The organism is Bosea sp. ANAM02, assembly GCF_011764485.1.
Classification (GTDB): Bacteria; Pseudomonadota; Alphaproteobacteria; order Rhizobiales; family Beijerinckiaceae; genus Allobosea.
Window position 1 is genome coordinate 252455 of record NZ_AP022848.1, and the last position, 20146, is coordinate 272600.

The window sequence follows — 20146 nt, forward strand, 5'->3', positions numbered from 1 at the left end:
GCCGCAAATCATTGAGGAAACGCGGCAATTCGGCCAATGACAATGCGGCATGGCCGCGTTGTCCCGGCCGCGCGACGCGCAGGGGCGGCATACCCGGCACGGGCTGTGCAACGGCCCGAACAGCCTCTAGGAGGAATCCGAAAGGGACCTGCCGCTTGACGTCTCAAGACCGCCCCTCGCCCCGGCCACGTGCCGCCCAAACCGCTTCACGCGCCCGACGCAACGGGCCGGGCCGATGAAGATCCTGCTCGATGATTTCGTCGGCGGCCTGAAGGCGCTGGCGCCCAGCCGCTTTCCCTATCGCCGCTTCGCCCTGGCGCTGGTGCTCGGCGGGCTCGGCGGCTGGCTCTTCGTGCAGGCCAGGCTGCCTCTGCCCTGGATGCTGGGCTCGATGGTGTTCTGCACCTTTGCCGCCCTGATCAGCCTGCCCGTCGCCGCACCGGCGGTGATCCGCCCCCCGATGACGGCGGTGATCGGCGTGATGCTCGGCGCCTCCTTCAAGCCCGAGGTCGTCGCGCAACTGCCGAACTGGCTGCCGACGCTGATCGGGCTCGTGCTGTTCATGGTCGCCTGCGGGCTGTGCTGCGTCAGCTATTTCCGCCGCGTCGCCGGGTTCGACCCGGTCACCGCCTTCTTCTCGGGCATGCCGGGCGGCCTGATCGAGATGGTCACGGTCGGCGAAGAGAAGGGCGGCGATGCCCGCATCATCGCGCTGATCCATTCGGCCCGCATCCTGCTCGTCGTGATGACGCTGCCCTTCATCGTGCAGTGGATCGGCGGCGTCACGGTGAGCGGCGGGCGCGTCGCCGGCCCATCCATCACGCAGACGCCGCTCGGCTCCGAGCTCTGGCTGATCGGCTGCGGCATCGTGGGCGTGATCGTCGGGCACTGGCTCAGGATGCCGGCGAAATACCTGCTCGGCCCGATGCTGGTCAGCGCGATCGTTCATGTCGCGGGCTTGAGCGCCGCGATGCCGCCCTCGGAGATCGTCAATGCGGCGCAGCTCGTACTCGGCGTGACGATCGGCTGCCGCTTCGTCGGCACGCCGCCGCGCATCATCCTGCGCGTGCTCCTGCTCTCGGTCGGCTCGACCGCGATCCTGCTGGCCCTGACGCTGGGCTTCGCCTGGCTCGTCGCGCTGGTCTCCGTGCACGGCCATGTCCCGCTGATCCTGGCCTATTCGCCCGGCGGCCTCGCCGAGATGAGCCTGATCGCGCTGGCGCTCCATACCGAGGTCGCCTTCGTCGCGGCCCACCACATCATCCGCGTCTTCCTGGTGATGGTCTCGGCCGGGCCGATCTTCGGCCTGATCGGCCGGCGAAACAGCAAGGCCGCGGCGGAATAATCGCCCTCAGCCGATAGCGCTGGCGAGGCCGCGCGCGAGCCCGTCCGCCAACGCACTGCGCTGGCTCGCCATGAAGGCGGCGCCGTCGATGCGCTGCCGGTCTCCTGCGCGGATCGCCGCGACACGCTCCGTCAGGGCACGGGCGAAATCCTCCGCCGTGTCGGCGCGGGTGAAATTGGCCGGCAGCTCGGTGAAACCCCGGCAGGACAGGGCCGTAGCCACGGCCGGCAGGCCGAGCTGCATCGCCTCGATCGTCTTGAGCTGCACGCCGGTTCCGGCCCGGCTCGACAGGGCGATAAGCCGGCAGGAGCGCAGGAAATGCTCGGCCGAGGGCACGCGCCCGACCAGCGTCACGGCAAGCGGCGTCCGCAGCGCGGGCGGCACCCGGCCAGCGACCGCAATGCGGATATCGTCCGGCAGGAGCGGACAGACCTCACGCAGGAACCATTCGAGGCCGATCAGATTGGGACCCCAGGTCCAGGTGCCGATCAGGCCGATATCGAAGGCCGGAGCCTCGCCGAGATCATCGGGCGGGGCAGCAGCCGGGCTTCCGGAGACCAGCGGCAGGGCACAGGATTTCTCGCGATAGGCCGGACCGAGCGCCGCACGGTCTTCCTCGGCCAGCGTCCAGACGAAGCGCGCCTCGTCCCAGAGCCGCCGCTCCAGCCGTTCGAGCAACCGGGCCTCGCGACCGTAAAGCCGGCGCAGGACTGGATTCTCGGCATGCTCGGCATTCTGGCAGGCCGAAACATGCTCGATATTGTGCTCGACCAGAATGCAGGGCGCGATCCGCAGCAATTCGGGAAAGGCGCCGGGCAGCATCACGGAATTCAGCACCAGCGCATCGAAGGGTCCCTGCGCCCGCACCGTCTCGACGAAGCGGCCCGCACCGGCGAGCCTGAGCTTCGCGCAGGCCACGGGCAGCCGGAGCCTGATCGCGGCGGCAAGCCAGCGCAGCTTCTGCGCCCGGGACACCACGACATTCTCGATATCGGCCTCGGCGACGACGACCGCCTGATCCGGCTCGGCCGGCGCATCGCCGGGGCGCAGGAAGCCGATCGCGGTGACGTCGTGCACCGCCTCGCGCAACGCCGAGAGGATCGCCGCATTGGCGATCTCGAAGCCGGTATCGGGCCGGGCAACGGGGATGAGCGAGGTCAGGAAAGCGAGGCGCAAGGAGAGAGCTCGTGGGAAGATGGTATTCCACTCCTCCCATTGCCCGGGCAGGTCAAGCTGCAGCGCCGGCTATGATCAACAGGTGCTGGCGGCGTTGGTCGCTCTTTCGATAGCGGCGAACACCGAACCTTAAGTTGCCGCAGCCTAGCTTGCAGACCGATGACCACGGCCCGTCAGACAACCGGACGCGCGACGAGCGACGAGCGAACCCGCTCCGTCGCGCCGGCTTTCGGCAACCCCGAAAGCTTCGAGGTGGCGGCATGCTCCGCGCCTGAGGAACTAGCCGGGGTCGCGAGCGTCGTCTGCGTCCCGACCTTCAAGCGCCCGGACATGCTGGAAGCGACATTGCGCTCGCTCGCCGGCCAGAAGGGCGGGCATGATTTCGCGGTGATCGTGGTCGAGAACGAAGGCGCAGAGCGCGCCGGCGCGGCCCGAGCCAGCGCCCTGCATGCCGCTGGCCTGTTCAAGGGCTTCGTCATCGTCGAGCCGCGCCAGGGCAACTGCAAGGCCTATAATGCCGCCTGGCGCTGCGCGCTGACGCGCTTTCCCGCGTTGGAACAGGTGCTCGGCATCGATGACGACGAGGAGGCCGAGCCCGGCTGGCTCGATGCTTTCCTCCGGGCGGCCCGCACGGCGCCGGCCGACTTGTTCGGCGGCTCGGTGACACCCGTCTTCACTGACGCCTCGCGCGCCTGGCTCTCCGCGCACCCGGTATTCCAGTCGCATTACGGCGCGTCCGGGCCGGTGCCGATGCTCTATTCCAGCGCCAACTACCTGATCCGGCGCAGCGTGCTGGAAAAGCTGGGCTTTCCCTTCCTCGACGAAAGCTTCGATTTCACCGGCGGCGGCGACACGGATTTCTTCACCCGCGCGAAAGCCGCCGGCTTCCGCTTCTGGTGGGTGCAGGAGGCGGCACAGCGTGAGACGATGCCGGCCCGGCGCAGCGAATTCGCCTGGATCCACGCGCGCGGCCTGCGCAACGGCGCCCTCTCGACCCTGATTCAAAGGCGCGAACATCCCGGCTTCGCCGGCCGGATCCGCGTGCTCGCGAAATCGCTCGCCTTGCTGGCCGTCGCGATACCGCGAGGCATCGCGCTCGGCCTGCGCACGCGTTCGGGGCTGATCGGCCTGTATCACCTGCAGGTCGCGATCGGCCGGTTGACCTCGGAATTCACCGGCGCCAACGAGCAGTATCGCAAGCCCGAGAAGAACTAGGGTCGCCCTCGCTCCCTCAACCGGTCATTGCGAGCGTAGCGAAGCAATGACGGTTCAGGCCGCGTTGATCACGAGGCCGCGCAGCTTGTTCGCGTGCGGCCCGAGCTCTGCCTGCCAGCGCTCGGCCGCTGCCTTGGCGGCGCCCCCGTCGCGCGCGACCAGAACGATGTCGTCGACCGCCTCGGCGAAACGCCCGATCAGCCCGGCGATCGGCAGGCTGCCGCCATCGACGATCATCGGCCCGAAGCGATGCGCAGCCGCGAACGGGCCTGTCCGCAGTGAGCCGTGCCCTGCCGGCGGTGGGCTTCCGGCCAACGGCAGGAAGGTCAGGCCGGTGCCTTCGTCCTTGAGGATGGCACGCGCCAGCGCCGCGCGCCCGGCCAGCACGTCGCCAAGCCCGAGCGGCGCATCGGCAGCGAAGACCGGGGTCAGGCCGTGAGCGCCGTCACCGGCATCGACGAGCAGCGCCGGCAGGCCGGACAGGGCTGCGTCCAGCGCGAGGTTGAGGGCGAGCGTGGTCGCGCCCGCCTGCGGCTCGAGGCCGAGGACGAGGATGCGGCGGCGCTGCTCCCCCCCGGCCGCCCTGGCCAGTTCGAGGCGGATGGCGGCGATGGCAGCGGCGAAGGCGGATTGCGGCTTGTCGATGACATCGACCAGATGCGCCTGCCCCTGGAAGACCGAACGCGCTTCCGCAGCATTACGGCGCCAGCGGCGGTGGCGCACCGGCGGGATCGTGCCGAGCGCAGCCGGAGCCTTTGGTTGGGCGACAGGTGCCGAGGCGTCTTGCGGAAGCGTGGCGGGAACGGAACGGCGCAGCGGTTCCGGCGCGGGTTCGGCTGGGGGCTGGGGGCGGCGCGCGGCGCGCTCCGCCTGCCCACCCTGAATCGCCATGAGCCGCCGCCAGCCCGCCGGCCCCAGGCCGGTGGAAGCAGCCGGCGGCGCCGGTTCCGGCCGAATCGCTGCAGGCTGCGGCGGGGGAGCGGCAGGCGATGGCGACGGGGATGCCGGCCGCGCGCTCTCGGAGGTTTCGGTGGCGATCGGGCGCGGCGCGCGGCGCCAGAACGGCTTGCGCGGAGGCGGCTCGGAGGCGGCCGACGGGCGAGGCACCGCGAACAAGGCCAGGCCAAGCGCCAGCAGCATGCCGGCGGCGCCACCGCCGAAGGCGCCGAGCATGGCGAGCGTCCGCCGGCTCATGCCGCTCTTTTCGAGCGGCGGCATGGCCGGGCTGATGATGCGGGCATTGGTGGTGTCGATGCCGCCGAGCTCGCCGGTCTCGCGGGCGCGCCTGAGGAAGGCATCATAGATGGCGCGGGAGGATTCGACCTCGCGTTCGAGCTCGCGCAACTGCACGGAGGCGCGGCCGACGGCGTATTGACCAGCGGTGAGCTGGTCGACGCGGCGGGCGAGCTGGCGCTCGGCCTCGACCGCGCGGTCGTATTCGGCTTTGGCGGCACGGGCGATGCGGGCGAGTTCGTCGGCGATCTGGCGGCGCGCATCGCGCACCTGCGACTGCGCCGAGGCGAGCGACGGATGGCGGGCGCCGAGCGAGGAGACGAGATCGGCCTCACGCGCCAGCGCCGCGCCAAGCTGGGCACGCAGGGCGGTCATGGTGTTGGACGCGACAGCCTCCGGAATGGCGCCCGCCTCGATATTGGACGCACGCGTCGCGGTGATCTGGTCGTATTTGGCCTTGGCCTCGGTCGAGCGGGTCCGGGCCGCGACGAGCTGGGCACTGTTGAGGGAGAGCTGCTCCTCACTGAGCGAACGGCCGCCGACGCCGACGATATTGTTGGCTTCCTTGTATTTCTCCGCCTTCTCCTCGGCGATGCGCAGGCGGTTGCGCAATTCCTCCAGCCGGCCGGTCAGGGCTGCGGTCGCGCGCTGCGCCGCTTCGGCACGCACGGCCGCCTGATCCTCCAGATAGGCCTCGGCCAGCGCATTCGCGATCTTCGCCGCCTTGTCCGGATCCTGCGCCGTCGCGGAGATGTCGATGACGAAGGTGCGCTCGCCGCGGCGCACCGCGACCGTGCGGTCGAGCGCCGCCAGCGCATAGAGCGTCGCCTTAGGCGAGGGGCCGGTATCGGCGCCCATCAGCCGAGCGAGGAATCCGGCCGAGGCACCGCCGAAATCGGGATCGCGGTCGAGGTTCAGGCGCTCGACGACGCGCGACTTGATGCTGTCGGAGGCGATCACGCGCGCCTGGCTTTCGAGATAGCCGGTGATCGAGGTGGGATCGCTGCCGACGGTATTGGGCGAAACGTCGTTCTGGAGCACGCGCAGGTCGCGCGGATCGATGAAGAGCTGCGCGGTCGAGACGTATTTCGGCGTCATCAGCAGCGCGGCGAGGATCGCGAGCGCGAGACCGAGCAGCGCCATGAGCAGGACGAAACCACGCCGCGCCCAGAGCGTCCCGACGATCCAGACGGGATCGGCGAGCCGGGCGAGATGGGCAGGCAGGGGCGATGCCGTCCGCTCGCGGCGGCCCCGCCTGTCCTGTGCTTCGTTCGCAGCCGGCTCGGTCGTGAACATGACGCTACGCTTCACCATTCCGCATTACGCCAGCCCGCGCCGATAGCGCTCGAGCACGGCCATCATCGGCTTCTGCCGGTAGTCGGCATCGAGCGGCAGCGGCCGGGCGCGGGCACTGTCCTTGCGCGGGAACGTTTCGTGGACCCAGGAATAGCGGTCGGTCAGCCCCCAGGTGACGATCGCCTTCGGCCGCTTGGCCGAGACGACAGCGTCGAGGAACGTCCCGACCAGGGCGGCGGCGGTCTTGTCGCGCTTCGCTGCGTCGGCCGGAAGCTTCCAGTCGATGACGTCGAGCTCGGTGATCTCGACATCGAGGCCGAGCTCGTCGAGATCGCGCATGAAGCGCTGCAGACCGTCCACATCGATGCCCTTGTCGGCATAGAGATGGGCCTGCATGCCGACGCCGTGGACCGGGATGCCCTTGTCCTTCAGGCGCCGGCAGATATCGAGCGCGACCTTGCGACGCGCGGCAGCGCCGGGAACCGGCTCCTCGAAATGGAAATCGTTCAGGACGAGCCGGGCCTTGGGATCGACCCGCGCCGCGGTGCGGAAGGCGATGTCGACATGCTCCGGCCCGAGCAGGCGCTGCCAGATGGTGTCGCGCCAGGGCCCGCCTTCGAGAGGATCGTATTTGATGACCTCGTTGACCACGTCCCAGGTCGCGATCTTGCCCTTGTAGCGGTCGACGACGATCTCGATGTGGTTGACCAGCTCACGCTCGGCCTCGGCCCGCGTCGTCATCTCCCTCGCCCAGTTGGGCAGGGCCTCGCCCCAGAGCAGGGTATGGCCGCGCAGCGCCTTCCTGTTCACCTGTGCGAAGGCCACGAGCTCGTCGGCGCCGGAAAAATCGAAGCGCGGCTGGTCGTGCCGCAGCGCCTCCCATTTCAGGTCGTTCATGGGGACAATGACGTCGCAATAGCGCTTCAGCGCGTCGCGATAACGTGGGTCGTCGCGGAAAGCGCCGATCTCCGCCGCAGAGCCGAAGGGGATCGGCCTGACGGCCGCAAGAGCCGAACTTCCGCCCCCCAATGCGCCGGCCATCAGGCAAGCGGAGGCACCGCGCAGCACATCGCGGCGCGCCGGCAGGGCCTCATTCCGGTCCGTTTCGGGTTTCTGGTCGGTCAATCGGGACGCTTCCGTGTCGTTTAGGGTCGTTCAACGCCTCTGGGCTAAGAGGGATTCGTCATGTTGAAACGCTAAGGCACGCGCCGGGCCAGCCGCCGCGGAAACGGGTCATGCTGCCGGATCGCGCCACCATCTTCGCCTACCTCACCATCCTGAGCGGCTCCGCCGGCCGGCTCGTGATCTCCCTTGTCTACTTCCTCATCGTTGCGAATACGTTGACCCTCGGCGAATTCGGTCTGTTCGCCACGGCGTCCTCGACCGGGCTCATTCTATCGCGGCTGCTGGCCTTCGGCTTCATCTCGCCGCTCTATCGCGTCGCCACGGTCAAGCCGCGCCTGCTCGGCGCCTATCTCTCGGGTTTCGCGGGCCTCGCGGCCCTGTCGCTGCCATTGATCGTCGCGGCGGCCGGTGGCGCCTATCTGCTGCTGTTCGCGGAGCGCCTCGCGCTCCTGCCCTTCACCGTGATCATCGTCGCGGAGGTGCTGGGCTGGCGGCTCGTCGAGGTCGTCGCCATCGTCAATAACGGACTGCGCCGATTCCGGCAGGCGGCGCTGCTGGTCATCATCGGCTCCGCCCTGCGGACGGTCGCGGCCCTGCTCTTCGCCGGTTTCGGCCATGCCAGCCTGGAGATCTGGGCCTTCGCCTATTGCGGGGCGACGATGGCGAGCGCGGCGATCGCCCTCCTCGCCTTCCTGCCGAGGGCGCGCTGGCGCTTCGTGCGCCACCTCTATCCGCGCCGGATGGCCGATGCGGTCTTCGCCGGCGCGGCGGACATCGTGTTCTACGTCCAGTCCGAGCTCGACAAGCTCTTGGTGCTCGGCCTCGCCGGCGAGCGCACTGCAGGCCTCTACGCCATCGCGCTCAGGGTGATCGACCTCACCGCCATGCCGGTGCGCAGTTTCAACCAGATGCTCGTGCAGAAGATCATGAAGGATCGCGGCGTCGGCGGCTTCAGGCGGCTCGCGGCTTACGAGGCGGGCATCGCGCTGGTCTCGATCGGCGGGCTCGTCGCCGTCATCGTCGCGCTCAAGCCCTTCCCGAACCTGCTCGGACGCAATGTCTCGGAAGCGGCCTATCTGTTCGCGCCGATGCTGCTGGTCCCGGCCTTGCGCAATCTCGTCGAGTACCACGCCGAACTGCTCTATGCGCGCGAGCGCACCGGCTCGCGCATCGCACTGCTCTGCCTGCTGACGGCGATCAAGGCCGGGTTGATCTCGCTGGTGATGACGCGCTTCCCGGAAGCCGCAAGCTGGGCCGCCTGGATGAACCTCGTCTTCGGAGCGGTCTATCTCGCCTCGGCCGGCTTCACCTACACGCTGCTGGCGCAGGAGCGCAGGCCGCTACGCTGAGGCCTGCCGCTCGAACAGGGCGCGGATGCGCTCCAGCGGCTCTCCGATGAAGGACTGAACGCCGACGGCGACCTGCCAGGGCTCCAGCACCTCCTCGAAGGAGGCGAGCCGATCCATCCCGGCGACATCCTCGCTGAACCAGTAGACCTTGCAGAGCTCGCGCGTGTCCGGCCAGTGGCCTGCAGCCTCGAGCCCGAGCACGCGTTCGACGAAATAGCCGTAGATCACATATTCCGAGAACTGGCGCTCGCGGGCGATGGCGGAGACCCAGTCGCGGCCACTGATGCTCTCGACATGGTCGAGCAGGGCAAGGACATGGTCGCGGCGCCAGCTCACCAGATTGTTGATGTAGTCCGGGCTCGGGAACGAGGGCGCGTCGAGCCCGAGCAGCGTCGCGGCATGGGTACACCAGGGAATGTGGCGCGCCATGTCGGCGGTGATCGCATCGGGCTTGCGGTAGAGCCGGATCGCGCCGTCATCCGACAGGCTGGTCAGGTCGAAGGGCCGCACGAACAGCATGTCGGAATCGGCGAAGAGGATCACGTCCTCGCTGCTCGCCCGGGCCACTGCGAATTTCCGGAGCTGCTGCGCATGCCAGCCGCGCAGCGGCGGGATGCCGCGCGCCAGCGCCTGCACCCCGGTCCAGAGCCGGCGCTTGCCGAAGCTCAGCGGATCGGGCCGCGATCTGAGCCAGCCCGGCAGCAATTGCGATTCCGGCAGGATGCGGCGGCACGGCCCTTCGAGATCGCGGAAGAGCGGGACGTCGCGATCCTCGACCAGGAGATAATGGATCGCATGGCCGCTGACGAAGCGATCGACGCTGGCGCAAAGCAGCCGGCAACGCTCGACATCGCCCCTGTAGCTCGGCGTCGCCAGGGCAAAGGTTTCGCTCACTATCGGTGACTCACCCGCTCCGTCTGCCGCCCATGGCATATTGCCGGGCCATGCGCATCAGGAAAGCGGGATTTCCGAGGACATAGCGCCGCCAGAGACGGCGCGGTTCGAGCCAGAGCCGATACATCCATTCGAGCCTGATCTGGCGCACCAGCTCGGGCGCGCGCGGCACCTCGTCGGCGAAAAAGTCGAACAGCGCGCCGACGCCGGCTGCGACCGAGCAATGCTGCGGCCCGAGCTTGTCGGCGATGAAGCGCTCCTGCAGCGGATTGCCCATCGCCACCAGAAGCAGGTCCGGGCGCTGGATCCTCAACTTGCCGAGAAGAACGGTTTCGTCGTCGTCGGTGAAATAGCCGTGCGAGACGACACTGAACTGATGCATCGGATAGCGTTGCGTCAGATTGGCCACGGCCCGATCTGCGACTCCGGGCCGGCCACCGAGCAGGGCAACCCGCATCGGCCGCCCGGCGCGGGCGAAGAGCGCGGGGAAGAAATCCGTGCCGTTGAGATTGGCCGGGAAGGCCTTGCCGTAGAGCATCCAGCTCCCGAGATCGACGCCGATCCCGTCGGCCAGCACGAGAAAGGTCGAAAGGCTGCGCTGCAGGGCGGCGTTGCCCGCAGCGACGTTGACGAGATTGGCGTTGCAGAAGGCAAGCTTCATATGGCCGCCGGTCAGCACCGCATCGGTGACCTCGGCAAGTGCCGCCTCACGTTCCATCACGGCGATGCCGATGCCGCCGATATCGCGCTTGGCATAGCCGTGGCGCTTGCGGCCCCCGGCTTCGCTGGCGATCGTGATGGAGGCGGTTGCGGGCACGGTGCTCTCGGTCGGGGGCATGGCGGCCCATTGCGAATGCCGTGATTGTCTTTGCCGTTTCAGGGGCCGGGTCAAGGCAAAGCCGGCTGAAAGGTGAACGGGTTGTTCCCGCGATCCGCGAAGCCGCGTTAATGGCAATCCTCTTGCAGCAACAAGGCCTTGTACCGAACCGGAACGATTGTCCGGACCACCGCGCCACCCTCTCCGGAACGCCGTCCCACCGCGATACAGGCCTGATCCAAACCGCCCCGATCCGGCACGCCGCGGAGGCCATCGGCTCCCGATCTTTTTGCCATCATCCTTAACGAAACGCATGGCGGCCTTGCGCATCTCACCGAAGCGTCGATGCCATCTGGCCGCTCCTCCGCCGGCCGGTTAGGGTGATTCGCATAAGACGTTCGGGAGGGCTGAGCATGAACCAAATCGATTTAAAGAAGCGCGTCGCCATCGTCACCGGTGGAGCGCAAGGCATCGGCCGCGCCGTCGCCGAGCGTTTCGCGCAGAGCGGCGCGACCGTCGCGATCTGGGACGTGGACGCCGCGCTCGCAGCCAAGGCCGCCAACGAGATCGGCCATGGCGCGGTCGGCGTCGGCGTCGACGTGACCGATGCCGAGGCCGTGCAGAAGGCCAGCGACGCGCTGGAAGCCCGGCATGGCAGCATCGATATCCTCGTCACCAGCGCCGGCATCGCCGGGCCCAACCACAAGACCTGGGAATATCCGCTGGAGGACTGGGCCCGGGTCATGAAGCTCAATGTCGACGGCACGCTGCATTGCTGCCGCTCGGTGATCCCCGGCATGGTCAAGCGCAATTACGGGCGCATCGTCCTGGTCGCCTCGATCGCCGGCAAGGAAGGCAACCCCAACGCCTCCGCCTATTCCGCCTCGAAGGCGGCGGTGATCGCGCTGACCAAGTCGCTGGGCAAGGAGCTCGCCGACAAAGACATCGCGGTGAACTGCATCACGCCGGCGGCGGCGCGCACCCGCATCTTCGACCAGATGAGCGAGGAGCATATCGGCTACATGCTGGCGAAGATCCCGCGCGGGCGCTTCCTGCTGCCCGACGAGGTGGCCGCGATGGTCGCCTTCCTCGCTTCTGCCGAGAACAGCTTCACCACGGCCGGCGTGTTCGACCTCTCGGGTGGCCGCGCGACTTATTGAAGCCGCTGGATCGAGAGTTGCCCTGTCATTCCGGGGCAGGCTGCAGGCCTGTGCCCGGAAGCCATGAAACAAGATGCGCTCCAGTTCATCATGCTCGCCCTTGTGGCGAGCATCCACGTCTTGAACGCCGCATGGCATCGATGAAGACGTGGATGGTCGGGACAAGCCCGACCATGACGGCGGCGTTTCATCAAACACGGCACGCAAAAACGCCGCCACGGAGAAGCTGCTTGGCGAAATTGCCCGTCGCAGTTTTCGCAACCCTGATCTAGCTTGGCGGCATGATGCAGACGCTCCCCTCCGCCGCCGTCCTCGGTGCCCGCGCCTTCGCCGCGCTGGCCGGCCTCAACCGCTTCAGCGACGAGCCCGGTAAGCTGACGCGGCTCTATCTCTCGGCCGCGCACAAGCAGGCGGCGGAATGGGTCAAGGGTGCGATGGAGGTGGCGGGGCTGACCGCCTTCATCGATGCCGCCGGCTCGGTGCAGGGCCGGCGCGAAGGCAGCGTGCCGGGTCTGCCTGCCGTGCTGATCGGCTCGCATATCGACACGGTCAAGGATGGCGGGCGTTTCGACGGCAATCTCGGCGTCGTCGCCGGTATCCTGGCGGCCCAGGCCCTGCGCGATGCCGGGATCAACCTGCCCTTCCCGCTCGAAGTGATCGGCTTCGGCGACGAGGAGAATGTCCGCTTTCCCACGCATCTCTCGACCTCCGAGGCCTTGGCCGGCGCCTATGACCCGGCCTGGCTGGAGGCGCGCGACAGCGAGGGCGTGAAGCTCGGCGAGGCCCTCGTCGCCTTCGGCGGCAATCCGGCCGGAATTCCGGCGCTGGCGCGCAAGCCCGGCTCGATCCAGGCCTATCTCGAAGTCCATATCGAGCAGGGGCCAGTGCTGGAGGCGGAGAACGAGCCGGTCGGCATCGTCACCGCCATCAACGCGCAGAGTCGCGCCCGCGTGCGCGTCGCGGGCGAGGCGGGACATGCCGGCACCGTGCCGATGGCGTTGCGCAAGGACGCGCTGACCGCGGCGGCCGAGATGGCGCTGGCGCTGGAGCAGATCGCGGGCGCGCATGAGCTTGCGGTCGGCACGGTCGGCGTGCTCAGGCCTGACCCCGGCGCGACCAATGTCGTCCCCGGCGCGGCCGAATTCACCATCGATTTCCGTGCGCCCAAGGATGAGACGCTCGCGGCCATGGATGCCGAGATCCGCAAGAGCTTCGGCGAGATCGCCGAGCGTCGCGGCGTCGGGCTGGAGATCATCCCTTATGCCAGGGCCGCGGCCGTGCCGATGGAACCCCGGCTGCAGGATGCCTTCGCCGCCGGCATCGCCCGCGCCGGGAGCAATCTCGCCGGCCGCCGCCTGCCCTCCGGCGCCGGGCATGACGCCATGGCGATCGCGACGGTCGCGCCCGTCGCCATGCTCTTCGTGCGCAACGAGAAGGGCATCAGCCACTCGCCCTTGGAGAACATGACCGAGGCCGATGCCGGCATCGCCATCCGCGTCCTCATCGAAACGATTCTGGAACTGGCCGGGCACTCACAGTAGAACGATTCCAGCCGCGACACCGCGCGCCATTCCGAAATCGGCCCGAAAGGCCTAGGAGAGGCGCGCCGCAGGAGGCTGGAATGGATTTCGAGAACTTCTTCCGCCGGGAACTCGACGGATTGCGCAGCGAAGGCCGCTATCGCGTCTTCGCCGACCTGGAGCGCCAGGCCGGCCGCTTTCCGCTCGCGACCTATCATGGCGAAGGCGGCCCGCGCGACGTCACCGTCTGGTGCTCGAACGACTATCTCGGCATGGGCCAGCATCCCAAGGTGCTCGCCGCGATGCATCAGGCGCTCGACGGCAGCGGCGCCGGCGCCGGCGGCACCCGCAATATCGGCGGCACCAACCATTACCATGTCCTGCTGGAGCGCGAGCTGGCCGACCTGCACGGCAAGGAAGCCGCGCTGATCTTCAATTCCGGCTATGTCTCGAACTGGGCCTCGCTCTCGACGCTGGCCGCGCGCATTCCCGGCTGCATCGTGCTGACCGACGGGCTGAACCATGCCTCGATGATCGAGGGTATCCGCCACTCGCGGGCCGAGAAGCATATCTTCGCCCATAACGACCCCGCCGATCTGCGCCGCAAGCTCGCGGCGCTCGATCCGGACCGGCCGAAGCTGATCGCCTTCGAGTCGGTCTATTCGATGGATGGCGATATCGCCCCGATCCGCGAATTCTGCGACATCGCCGACGAGTTCGGCGCAATGACCTATATCGACGAGGTCCATGCCGTCGGGCTCTACGGCGCGCGCGGCGGCGGCATCTCGGAGCGCGAGGGCCTGACCGACCGGCTGACCCTGATCCAGGGCACGCTGGCGAAGTCCTATGGCGTGATCGGCGGCTATATCACCGGCTCGGCAGCGCTCTGCGACTTCATCCGCAGCTTCGCCTCCGGCTTCATCTTCTCCAGCTCGCTGCCGCCGGCGGTGGCGGCGGGCGCGATCGCGGCGATCCGGCATCTCAAGGACAGCTCCGTCGAGCGCGAGCGCCAGCAGGACCGTGTCGCGGCCTTGCGGGCCAGGCTCGACGCCGCCGGCATCCCGCATCTCGCCAATCCCAGCCATATCGTGCCGGTGATGGTCGGCGAGGCAAAGGCCTGCAAGGCGATCAGCGACGAATTGCTCGCCCGCTTCGACATCTATGTCCAGCCGATCAACTACCCCACCGTGCCGCGCGGTACCGAGCGCCTGCGGATCACGCCCTCGCCCTTCCATTCCGACGCCGATATCGACGCGCTGGTAGCGGCGCTCGGCGCGATCTGGGCGCGCGACGGGCTGAAGCGCGCGGCCTGAGACACGGGGAATTCCCCGCGAGCCCTCATCCTGAGGAGGCCCGCAGGGCCGTCTCGAAGGATGCTTCAGGAGGCTCCGGAACCATCTGGATCATCCTTCGAGACGCCATTTCTACCGACATGCCTCCTCAGGGTGAGGGCTCCCATTTTCCAAACGGCCTCCGCCGCTCAGCCGCGCTTGGCCACGATCATCAGGACCGCCGAGAGCAGGGCGAAGACGCTCGCCAGGCCGGCAAGGATCAGGGTTCCCAGCCATTGGGAGAGGAAACCTTCGATCTCGGCCTTTTCAGGCGCAGCAGCGTCATAGAGGACGGACACCTGATCGCCTTTGCGATAGGCGGGCGGTTTCGTGCCCCATGACGTCACGAAGGTGACGGACCGGCCTCCGGCCGTGCGGAAACTCACGACCGGACGATAGGTGGAATCCCCACCGCCATGCCGCAGTTCGATCACGGTGCCATCGGCGCGATCGGCCCGCGCCAGAAGCTTCCGGTTATGGCTGTAGGTGAAATAGCAGGCCGTCGCGAGGATGACGGCGACGATCCCGAAGACGCAGCCGATGCGCCAGAGCACGAGCCTGCCATCCTGGGCGAGGCCCCCGAACCGTTGCTTCCTGCGGCTTTCGCCCATCCGCTCTCAGAGATTGAAGACGCGGTGGGGGACGAATTCGCCGTTCTGGACCGAGCCCGTCGAGACCAGCGTGCCGGCGCAGGTGGCGTAGGCCGCCTCCAGCTCGATCGGGGCACCGGCGCCGCGCAGCAGGGCGCTCTGGCCGCGCTTGAGGCGGGCGGCGGCGTCGCGATGGAGCACGATCTCCGGGATCAGCGTCAGCGCCGCCTTGACCGGCTGGAGAGCCGTCAGCGCGCTCTCCGGGCTCTCGCGCAGGGTCTCGACGCTCGCGGCCTCGGCCACGGTGAAGGGGCCGACGCGGGTCCGGCGCAGATGCGCGACATGGCCGAGACAGCCGAGCTCCAGGCCGAGATCGCGGGCGATGGCGCGGACATAGGTGCCCTTGCCACATTCGGCCTCGAAGGTGGTGGTGGCGCCGTCATGGCTGACGATGCGCAGCGCGTCGATCTCGACGGGGCGCGCCTCAAGCTCGACCTCCTCGCCGTCGCGGGCGAGGTCATAGGCGCGCTCGCCGGCAATCTTGATCGCGGAGAACTTGGGCGGCGTCTGCAGGATGGTGCCGGTGAAGCGCGGCAGCAGGGCCGCGATCGCGGCCTCGTCAGGGCGCTTGTCCGAGGTCGCGATGACGCTGCCCTCGGTGTCGTCGGTATTGGTCTGCGTGCCCCAGGCGACGGTGAACTGATAGGCCTTGCGGCCGTCCATGACGAAGGGGACCGTCTTGGTCGCCTCGCCCAAGGCGATCGGCAGCAGGCCGGAGGCGAGCGGGTCGAGCGTGCCGGCATGGCCGGCCTTCTTGGCGCCGAAGGCGCGCTTCACGACGCTGACCGCATGGGTCGAGGTCATGCCGATCGGCTTGTCGAGGATGACCCAGCCATGGACGTCGCGCTTCTTCGGACGCGGCGCCGGCGCAACGTCCTGATTCGGGGCGGCTTCGGATGGGTTCTCAGCGGTCATCGTCACGACGGTCAGTTTCGGGGTCTTGGTCTTCGTGGTCCTGGTCGATCCTGAGGCGTTGGACCTGGGTGTCGCGGCGTACGGCCTCGGTGTCGAGCAGCGCGTCGATGCGCTCGGCCTCGGCGAAGCTCTCATCGGCGCGGAAACGAAGGTCCGGCGCGTATTTCAGGTTGACGCGATGGGCGATCTCGCCGCGCAGATAGCGCTTGTTGGCATCGAGCGCCTTGAGCACCGGGGCGATGTCCAGCCCGCCGAGCGGCATGATGTAGCAGGTCGCGAGCTTGAGGTCCGGCGAGAGGCGCACCTCCGGCACGGTCACGACATGCTTCGCCAGCACGTCGTCATGGATGTCGCCCCGTGCGAGCATTTCGGCCAGCGCATGGCGGATCAGTTCGCCGACGCGCAATTGCCGCTGGGAGGGGCCTGAGGGTTTTGCAGGTTTAGCCATGGTTCTCGTTTCTCCGGGATCGGACCGGACCAAACGTCCCGGCGGGCCAGGCCCGCCGTCTCAGGATGATCAGGCGCTGGACGCGCTCTTCTCGTCACGAGATGGCCGGTCCCGAAGGCCCGGCCATGACGCGCTGTTTCAGGCAGCGCAGCTCAGAGGCTGCGCTTGATCTCCTCGACGCGATAGCACTCGATCACGTCGCCGACACGCATGTCCTGGTAATTCTCGAAGGACATGCCGCATTCCTGGCCGGCCACGACTTCCTTGGCGTCGTCCTTGAAGCGCTTGAGCTGGCCGAGCTTGCCCTCGTGAACCACGACGTTGTCGCGGATCAGGCGGACATTGGCGCCGCGCTCGATCGTGCCGTCGGTGACGCGGCAGCCGGCGATCTTGCCGACCTTCGAGACGTTGAAGATCTCGAGGATCGAGGCGTTGCCGAGCATAGTCTCGCGCAGGGTCGGCGCCAGCAGGCCCGACATCGCGTCCTTCACGTCGTCCATGAGGTTGTAGATGATGTTGTAGTAGCGGATCTCGACGCCGGCACGCTCCGCCGCCTCGCGCGCTTCCTTGTGCGCGCGGACGTTGAAGCCGACCACGACCGCGCCCGAAGCCTGGGCCAGCGTGATATCCGACTCGGTGATCGCGCCGACGCCCGAGGAGAGGACGCGAGCCCGCACCTCGTCGTTGCCGACTTTCTCGAGCGCGCCGACGATGGCCTCGACGGAGCCCTGCACGTCACCCTTGACGACGAGCGGGAATTCCTTGCGGCCGGCGCCCTCCTTGAGCTCGCGCATCATCTCGGCGAGCGAGCGGCCGGCGCCCGAAGCCGCGCCGCGGGCGGCGAGGCGGTCGCGACGCTGACGCTCGCGGTAATCGGTGATCTCGCGGGCGCGGGCCTCGGACTCGACCACCGCGACGCGGTCGCCGGCCTCGGGCGTGCCGTTGAAGCCGAGAACCTCGACCGGCATGGAGGGCGGAGCCTCCTTCACCTGCGCGCCGGTATCGGCGATGAGCGCACGGACGCGGCCCCATTCGGCGCCGGCCACGACGATGTCGCCGGTGCGCAGCGTGCCGCGCTGGACGAGCACGGTCGCGACCGGGCCGCGGCCGCGATCGAGCTTGGCCTCGATCACCGTGCCTTCGGCGGGGCGATGCGGATTGGCCTTGAGATCGAGCAGCTCGGCCTGCAGCGAGATCGCCTCCAGCAGCTTGTCGAGGTTGTGCCCGGTCTTGGCGGAGACCTCGACCTCGAGCGTCTCGCCGCCCAGCGTCTCGACCTGGATCTCGTACTGAAGCAGTTCAGCGCGGACCCGGTCGGGGTTGGAATCGGCCTTGTCGACCTTGTTGATCGCGACGATCAGCGGAACGCCGGCCGCCTTGGCGTGATTGATCGCCTCGGCGGTCTGCGGCATGACGCCGTCATCGGCCGCCACGACCAGCACGACGATATCCGTCACCTTGGCGCCGCGGGCGCGCATCGCCGTGAAGGCGGCGTGGCCGGGCGTGTCGATGAAGGTCACCTGCGAGCCCAGCGGCGTCGTCACCTGATAGGCGCCGATATGCTGGGTGATGCCGCCGGCCTCGCCTGTGACGACCTTGGTCTTGCGGATCGCATCAAGCAGCGAGGTCTTGCCGTGGTCGACATGGCCCATGATGGTCACGACCGACGGCCGCGACTCCAGGGTCTCGTCGGTATCCGGCGTATCGAACAGACCTTCCTCGACGTCCGATTCGGCGACGCGCTTGACCGTGTGGCCCATTTCCTCGGCGATGAGCTGGGCGGTGTCGGCATCGATCACGTCGGTGATCTTGTGCATCGCGCCCTGCTTCATCAGCAGGCGGATGACGTCGACGCCGCGCTCCGTCATGCGGTTCGCGAGTTCCTGGATGGTGATCGTCTCGGGGATGATCACCTCGCGCATCACGCGCTCTTTCTGCGCGTCGGAAGCCCGGTGGCCGGTCATGCGCTGCACGCGCCGGCGGAACGAGGCGACCGAGCGTGTCCGCTCCTCGTCGCCGCCGGTGGCGGTGGCGAGCGTCAGGCGGCCGCGCGGCCTGTCATTGGTGGTCTTCGGCGTTTTGGGCGCGGCGGGAGCCGGACCACGGCCGGCCCCGGCGCTCAAGCCGGGGCGGCGGAAGGCGGCCTTGACGTCGACATCGTCGGAACGATTGCGGGTGGTATTGGCCGAGGGCGCCTGGCGTGCCGGGCGGGCGACAGCCGGCTCGGCCGGGGCCGAGTTGTCGAGCCGCGGCGGGCGCGGCGAATCGGAGCGCGGCGGGCGGCTGTCGAGCCGCGGCGGACGGGCACCGGTATCGCGCATCGGGGGACGCGACGAAAACTCGCGCGGGCCGGACGGGGCAGGCCGGCCGTAATACTGCGTGGGCTGCGGCGCGGGAGCCTGAGGCGCAGGCGCGGCCTCGCGGGCCTGCGGCGGCGGAGCGGCCGGGCGGGCCGGCTGCTCGTCGCGCTGGCGGGCGGCCATCTCGACGCGGCGCTTCTGGTCGTCCTCCTGACGGCGGCGCTCTTCCTCCTGCCGCTGACGGGCTGCGGCCGCTTCACGCTCATGACGTTCGCGCTCGGCCGCAGCGGCGCGCTGGCGCGCCTCGTCCTCGGCGATGCGGCGTGCCTCGGCCTCGCTGCTGCGGGCTTCCGAAAGGGCGCGCTGACGTGCATCCTTCTCCTCGTCGGAGAGGGTTCGCAGGAGCATACCGCCAGCCGGACGCTGGGGCTGCTGAGGCGCGGCGGGGCGCGGCTGCGTCGCCTGCGGAGCCGGGGCCTGCGGGGCGCGCGGCGCGACGGGTTCCTTGACCTCGTGCCCGGCGGCGCGGCGCTTGACCTCGACGACGACCTGCTTCGTGCGCCCGTGCGAGAAGCTCTGGCGAACAGTGCTCTGCTCGACAGGCCGCTTCAGCGACAGGGTCTTGGGCGGGTTGACGGTGAGAGTCTTGTCGCCCGGGTTCTTGGTATCGGTCATTCCGCGTTCGGTCCTGCCGGTTCGGTCGTGTCTTCGGTGTCGTTCTGGTCGGATGCGGCGGTATCGTCCGTCCGGTACCGGACGAGCCGACGCCAGCGGGAGAGGACACCCTCGGCCGCTGGTCCCGGAGCAAGCGCGGCATGTATCACATGTGCCCGCCCCAACGCCAATTCCAAATCCGCCGCCGTGAAAATCGCGACGACGGGCAGTTCACGGGCCTTGAGCCCTTCGGCCTCGCGCACCGCGCCCAGCCGCCTGACGGCCTGGCCGATCTTGCGCTTGCCGTCCTCGGCGCCGTCGCTGGCGGCGATGACGCCGACGCAGCGGCCCGAGCCGATCAGGGCCTCGACCTTGGCGAAGCCCGCGATCACGAGCCCCGCCTTGTTGGCCATCGACAGCGCCTGCAACGCATCGCGCAGCATCAGCGCATCGATCATCTCCGGAAGGTCGGCGGGAACCGCGACCTTCGCCTTGAGCGAGCGCTCGAAGGCCTTGCGCCTGATCGCCTCGGCCACCGTCCTGCGGCTGAGGCTGGCCCAGACGCCGCGCCCGGGCAGTTTGCGCCTGAGGTCCGGCACCAAAATGCCGTCCGGCCCGGCGACGAAGCGGATCAGATCCTCGGGCGCCTTCACGGTCCGCGTCACGACGCAGCTCCGCTCCGGTCCCTCGCTGCGAGCCGCCTTCACCGCCAAAACCC

16 protein-coding genes are annotated in these 20146 nt (G+C 68.7%); 6 read left to right on the forward strand and 10 right to left on the reverse strand.

Features of this window, described 5'->3' with window-relative positions; all coding sequences use genetic code 11:
* The first annotated feature begins 235 nt into the window (after positions 1-235).
* Complete coding sequence (locus OCUBac02_RS01250; RefSeq protein ID WP_173043153.1) at positions 236-1345, forward strand: AbrB family transcriptional regulator; 1110 nt, start codon at positions 236-238, stop codon at positions 1343-1345.
* 6 nt (positions 1346-1351) lie between these two features.
* Here the strand turns inward: OCUBac02_RS01250 and OCUBac02_RS01255 are convergent, their stop codons facing one another.
* Entirely contained in the window at positions 1352-2521 is a 1170-nt protein-coding gene (locus OCUBac02_RS01255) for a glycosyltransferase (RefSeq protein WP_173043154.1), read from the reverse strand.
* A 159-nt stretch (positions 2522-2680) separates the two neighbouring features.
* Between OCUBac02_RS01255 and OCUBac02_RS01260 the strand changes: the two genes are divergently transcribed.
* Positions 2681-3736 (forward strand): glycosyltransferase family 2 protein, encoded by a 1056-nt coding sequence (locus OCUBac02_RS01260; protein ID WP_173043155.1) that lies wholly within the window; start codon positions 2681-2683, stop codon positions 3734-3736.
* A gap of 54 nt (positions 3737-3790) precedes the next feature.
* On the opposite strand, the gene OCUBac02_RS01265 is transcribed toward OCUBac02_RS01260, so the two are convergent.
* A complete protein-coding gene (locus tag OCUBac02_RS01265; RefSeq protein ID WP_173043156.1) occupies positions 3791-6265 on the reverse strand; it encodes an exopolysaccharide transport family protein in 2475 nt (824 codons plus the stop codon).
* 24 nt (positions 6266-6289) lie between these two features.
* Positions 6290-7390 carry an endo-1,4-beta-xylanase gene (locus OCUBac02_RS01270; RefSeq protein WP_173043157.1) on the reverse strand — a complete coding sequence of 367 codons (1101 nt, stop codon included), beginning with the start codon at positions 7388-7390 and terminating at the stop codon, positions 6290-6292.
* A gap of 110 nt (positions 7391-7500) precedes the next feature.
* Between OCUBac02_RS01270 and OCUBac02_RS01275 the strand changes: the two genes are divergently transcribed.
* Positions 7501-8739, forward strand: a complete 1239-nt coding sequence (locus tag OCUBac02_RS01275) for a lipopolysaccharide biosynthesis protein (protein ID WP_173043158.1) — start codon at positions 7501-7503, stop codon at positions 8737-8739.
* Here OCUBac02_RS01275 and OCUBac02_RS01280 read toward each other — a convergent pair.
* Positions 8731-9633 (reverse strand): DUF6492 family protein, encoded by a 903-nt coding sequence (locus OCUBac02_RS01280; RefSeq protein ID WP_173043159.1) that lies wholly within the window; start codon positions 9631-9633, stop codon positions 8731-8733. The two genes, OCUBac02_RS01275 and OCUBac02_RS01280, sit on opposite strands and share 9 nt — an antisense overlap.
* Before the next feature lie 10 nt (positions 9634-9643).
* On the reverse strand, positions 9644-10450 hold the full coding sequence (locus tag OCUBac02_RS01285; protein WP_244639057.1) for a WecB/TagA/CpsF family glycosyltransferase: 807 nt from the start codon (positions 10448-10450) through the stop codon (positions 9644-9646).
* A 413-nt stretch (positions 10451-10863) separates the two neighbouring features.
* Here OCUBac02_RS01285 and OCUBac02_RS01290 point away from each other — a divergent pair, with 413 nt between their 5' ends.
* The 3 genes from OCUBac02_RS01290 to hemA all read left to right on the forward strand — a co-directional run bounded on the left by OCUBac02_RS01290 (position 10864) and on the right by hemA (position 14443).
* Complete coding sequence (locus OCUBac02_RS01290) at positions 10864-11610, forward strand: SDR family NAD(P)-dependent oxidoreductase (protein WP_173043161.1); 747 nt, start codon at positions 10864-10866, stop codon at positions 11608-11610.
* Positions 11611-11891: 281 nt separating this feature from the next.
* Positions 11892-13151: a Zn-dependent hydrolase gene (locus OCUBac02_RS01295; protein WP_173043162.1), complete on the forward strand. Its 1260-nt coding sequence runs from the start codon at positions 11892-11894 to the stop codon at positions 13149-13151.
* 80 nt (positions 13152-13231) lie between these two features.
* Complete coding sequence (gene hemA / locus OCUBac02_RS01300) at positions 13232-14443, forward strand: 5-aminolevulinate synthase (protein WP_173043163.1); 1212 nt, start codon at positions 13232-13234, stop codon at positions 14441-14443.
* A 167-nt stretch (positions 14444-14610) separates the two neighbouring features.
* Here the strand turns inward: hemA and OCUBac02_RS01305 are convergent, their stop codons facing one another.
* The 5 genes from OCUBac02_RS01305 to OCUBac02_RS01325 form a co-directional block, all read right to left on the reverse strand.
* On the reverse strand, positions 14611-15072 hold the full coding sequence (locus OCUBac02_RS01305) for a DUF3592 domain-containing protein (RefSeq protein WP_173043164.1): 462 nt from the start codon (positions 15070-15072) through the stop codon (positions 14611-14613).
* 6 nt (positions 15073-15078) lie between these two features.
* Positions 15079-16026 (reverse strand): tRNA pseudouridine(55) synthase TruB, encoded by a 948-nt coding sequence (gene truB / locus OCUBac02_RS01310; RefSeq protein ID WP_173049228.1) that lies wholly within the window; start codon positions 16024-16026, stop codon positions 15079-15081.
* Positions 16016-16474: a 30S ribosome-binding factor RbfA gene (gene rbfA, locus OCUBac02_RS01315; RefSeq protein ID WP_047578450.1), complete on the reverse strand. Its 459-nt coding sequence runs from the start codon at positions 16472-16474 to the stop codon at positions 16016-16018. The genes truB and rbfA overlap by 11 nt, the downstream gene beginning before the upstream one ends.
* Before the next feature lie 152 nt (positions 16475-16626).
* A complete protein-coding gene (gene infB / locus OCUBac02_RS01320) occupies positions 16627-19449 on the reverse strand; it encodes a translation initiation factor IF-2 (protein ID WP_173043165.1) in 2823 nt (940 codons plus the stop codon).
* A complete protein-coding gene (locus OCUBac02_RS01325; RefSeq protein ID WP_280528839.1) occupies positions 19446-20135 on the reverse strand; it encodes an RNA-binding protein in 690 nt (229 codons plus the stop codon). Before OCUBac02_RS01325 ends, infB begins: the two co-directional genes overlap by 4 nt.
* Positions 20136-20146: the final 11 nt, after the last annotated feature.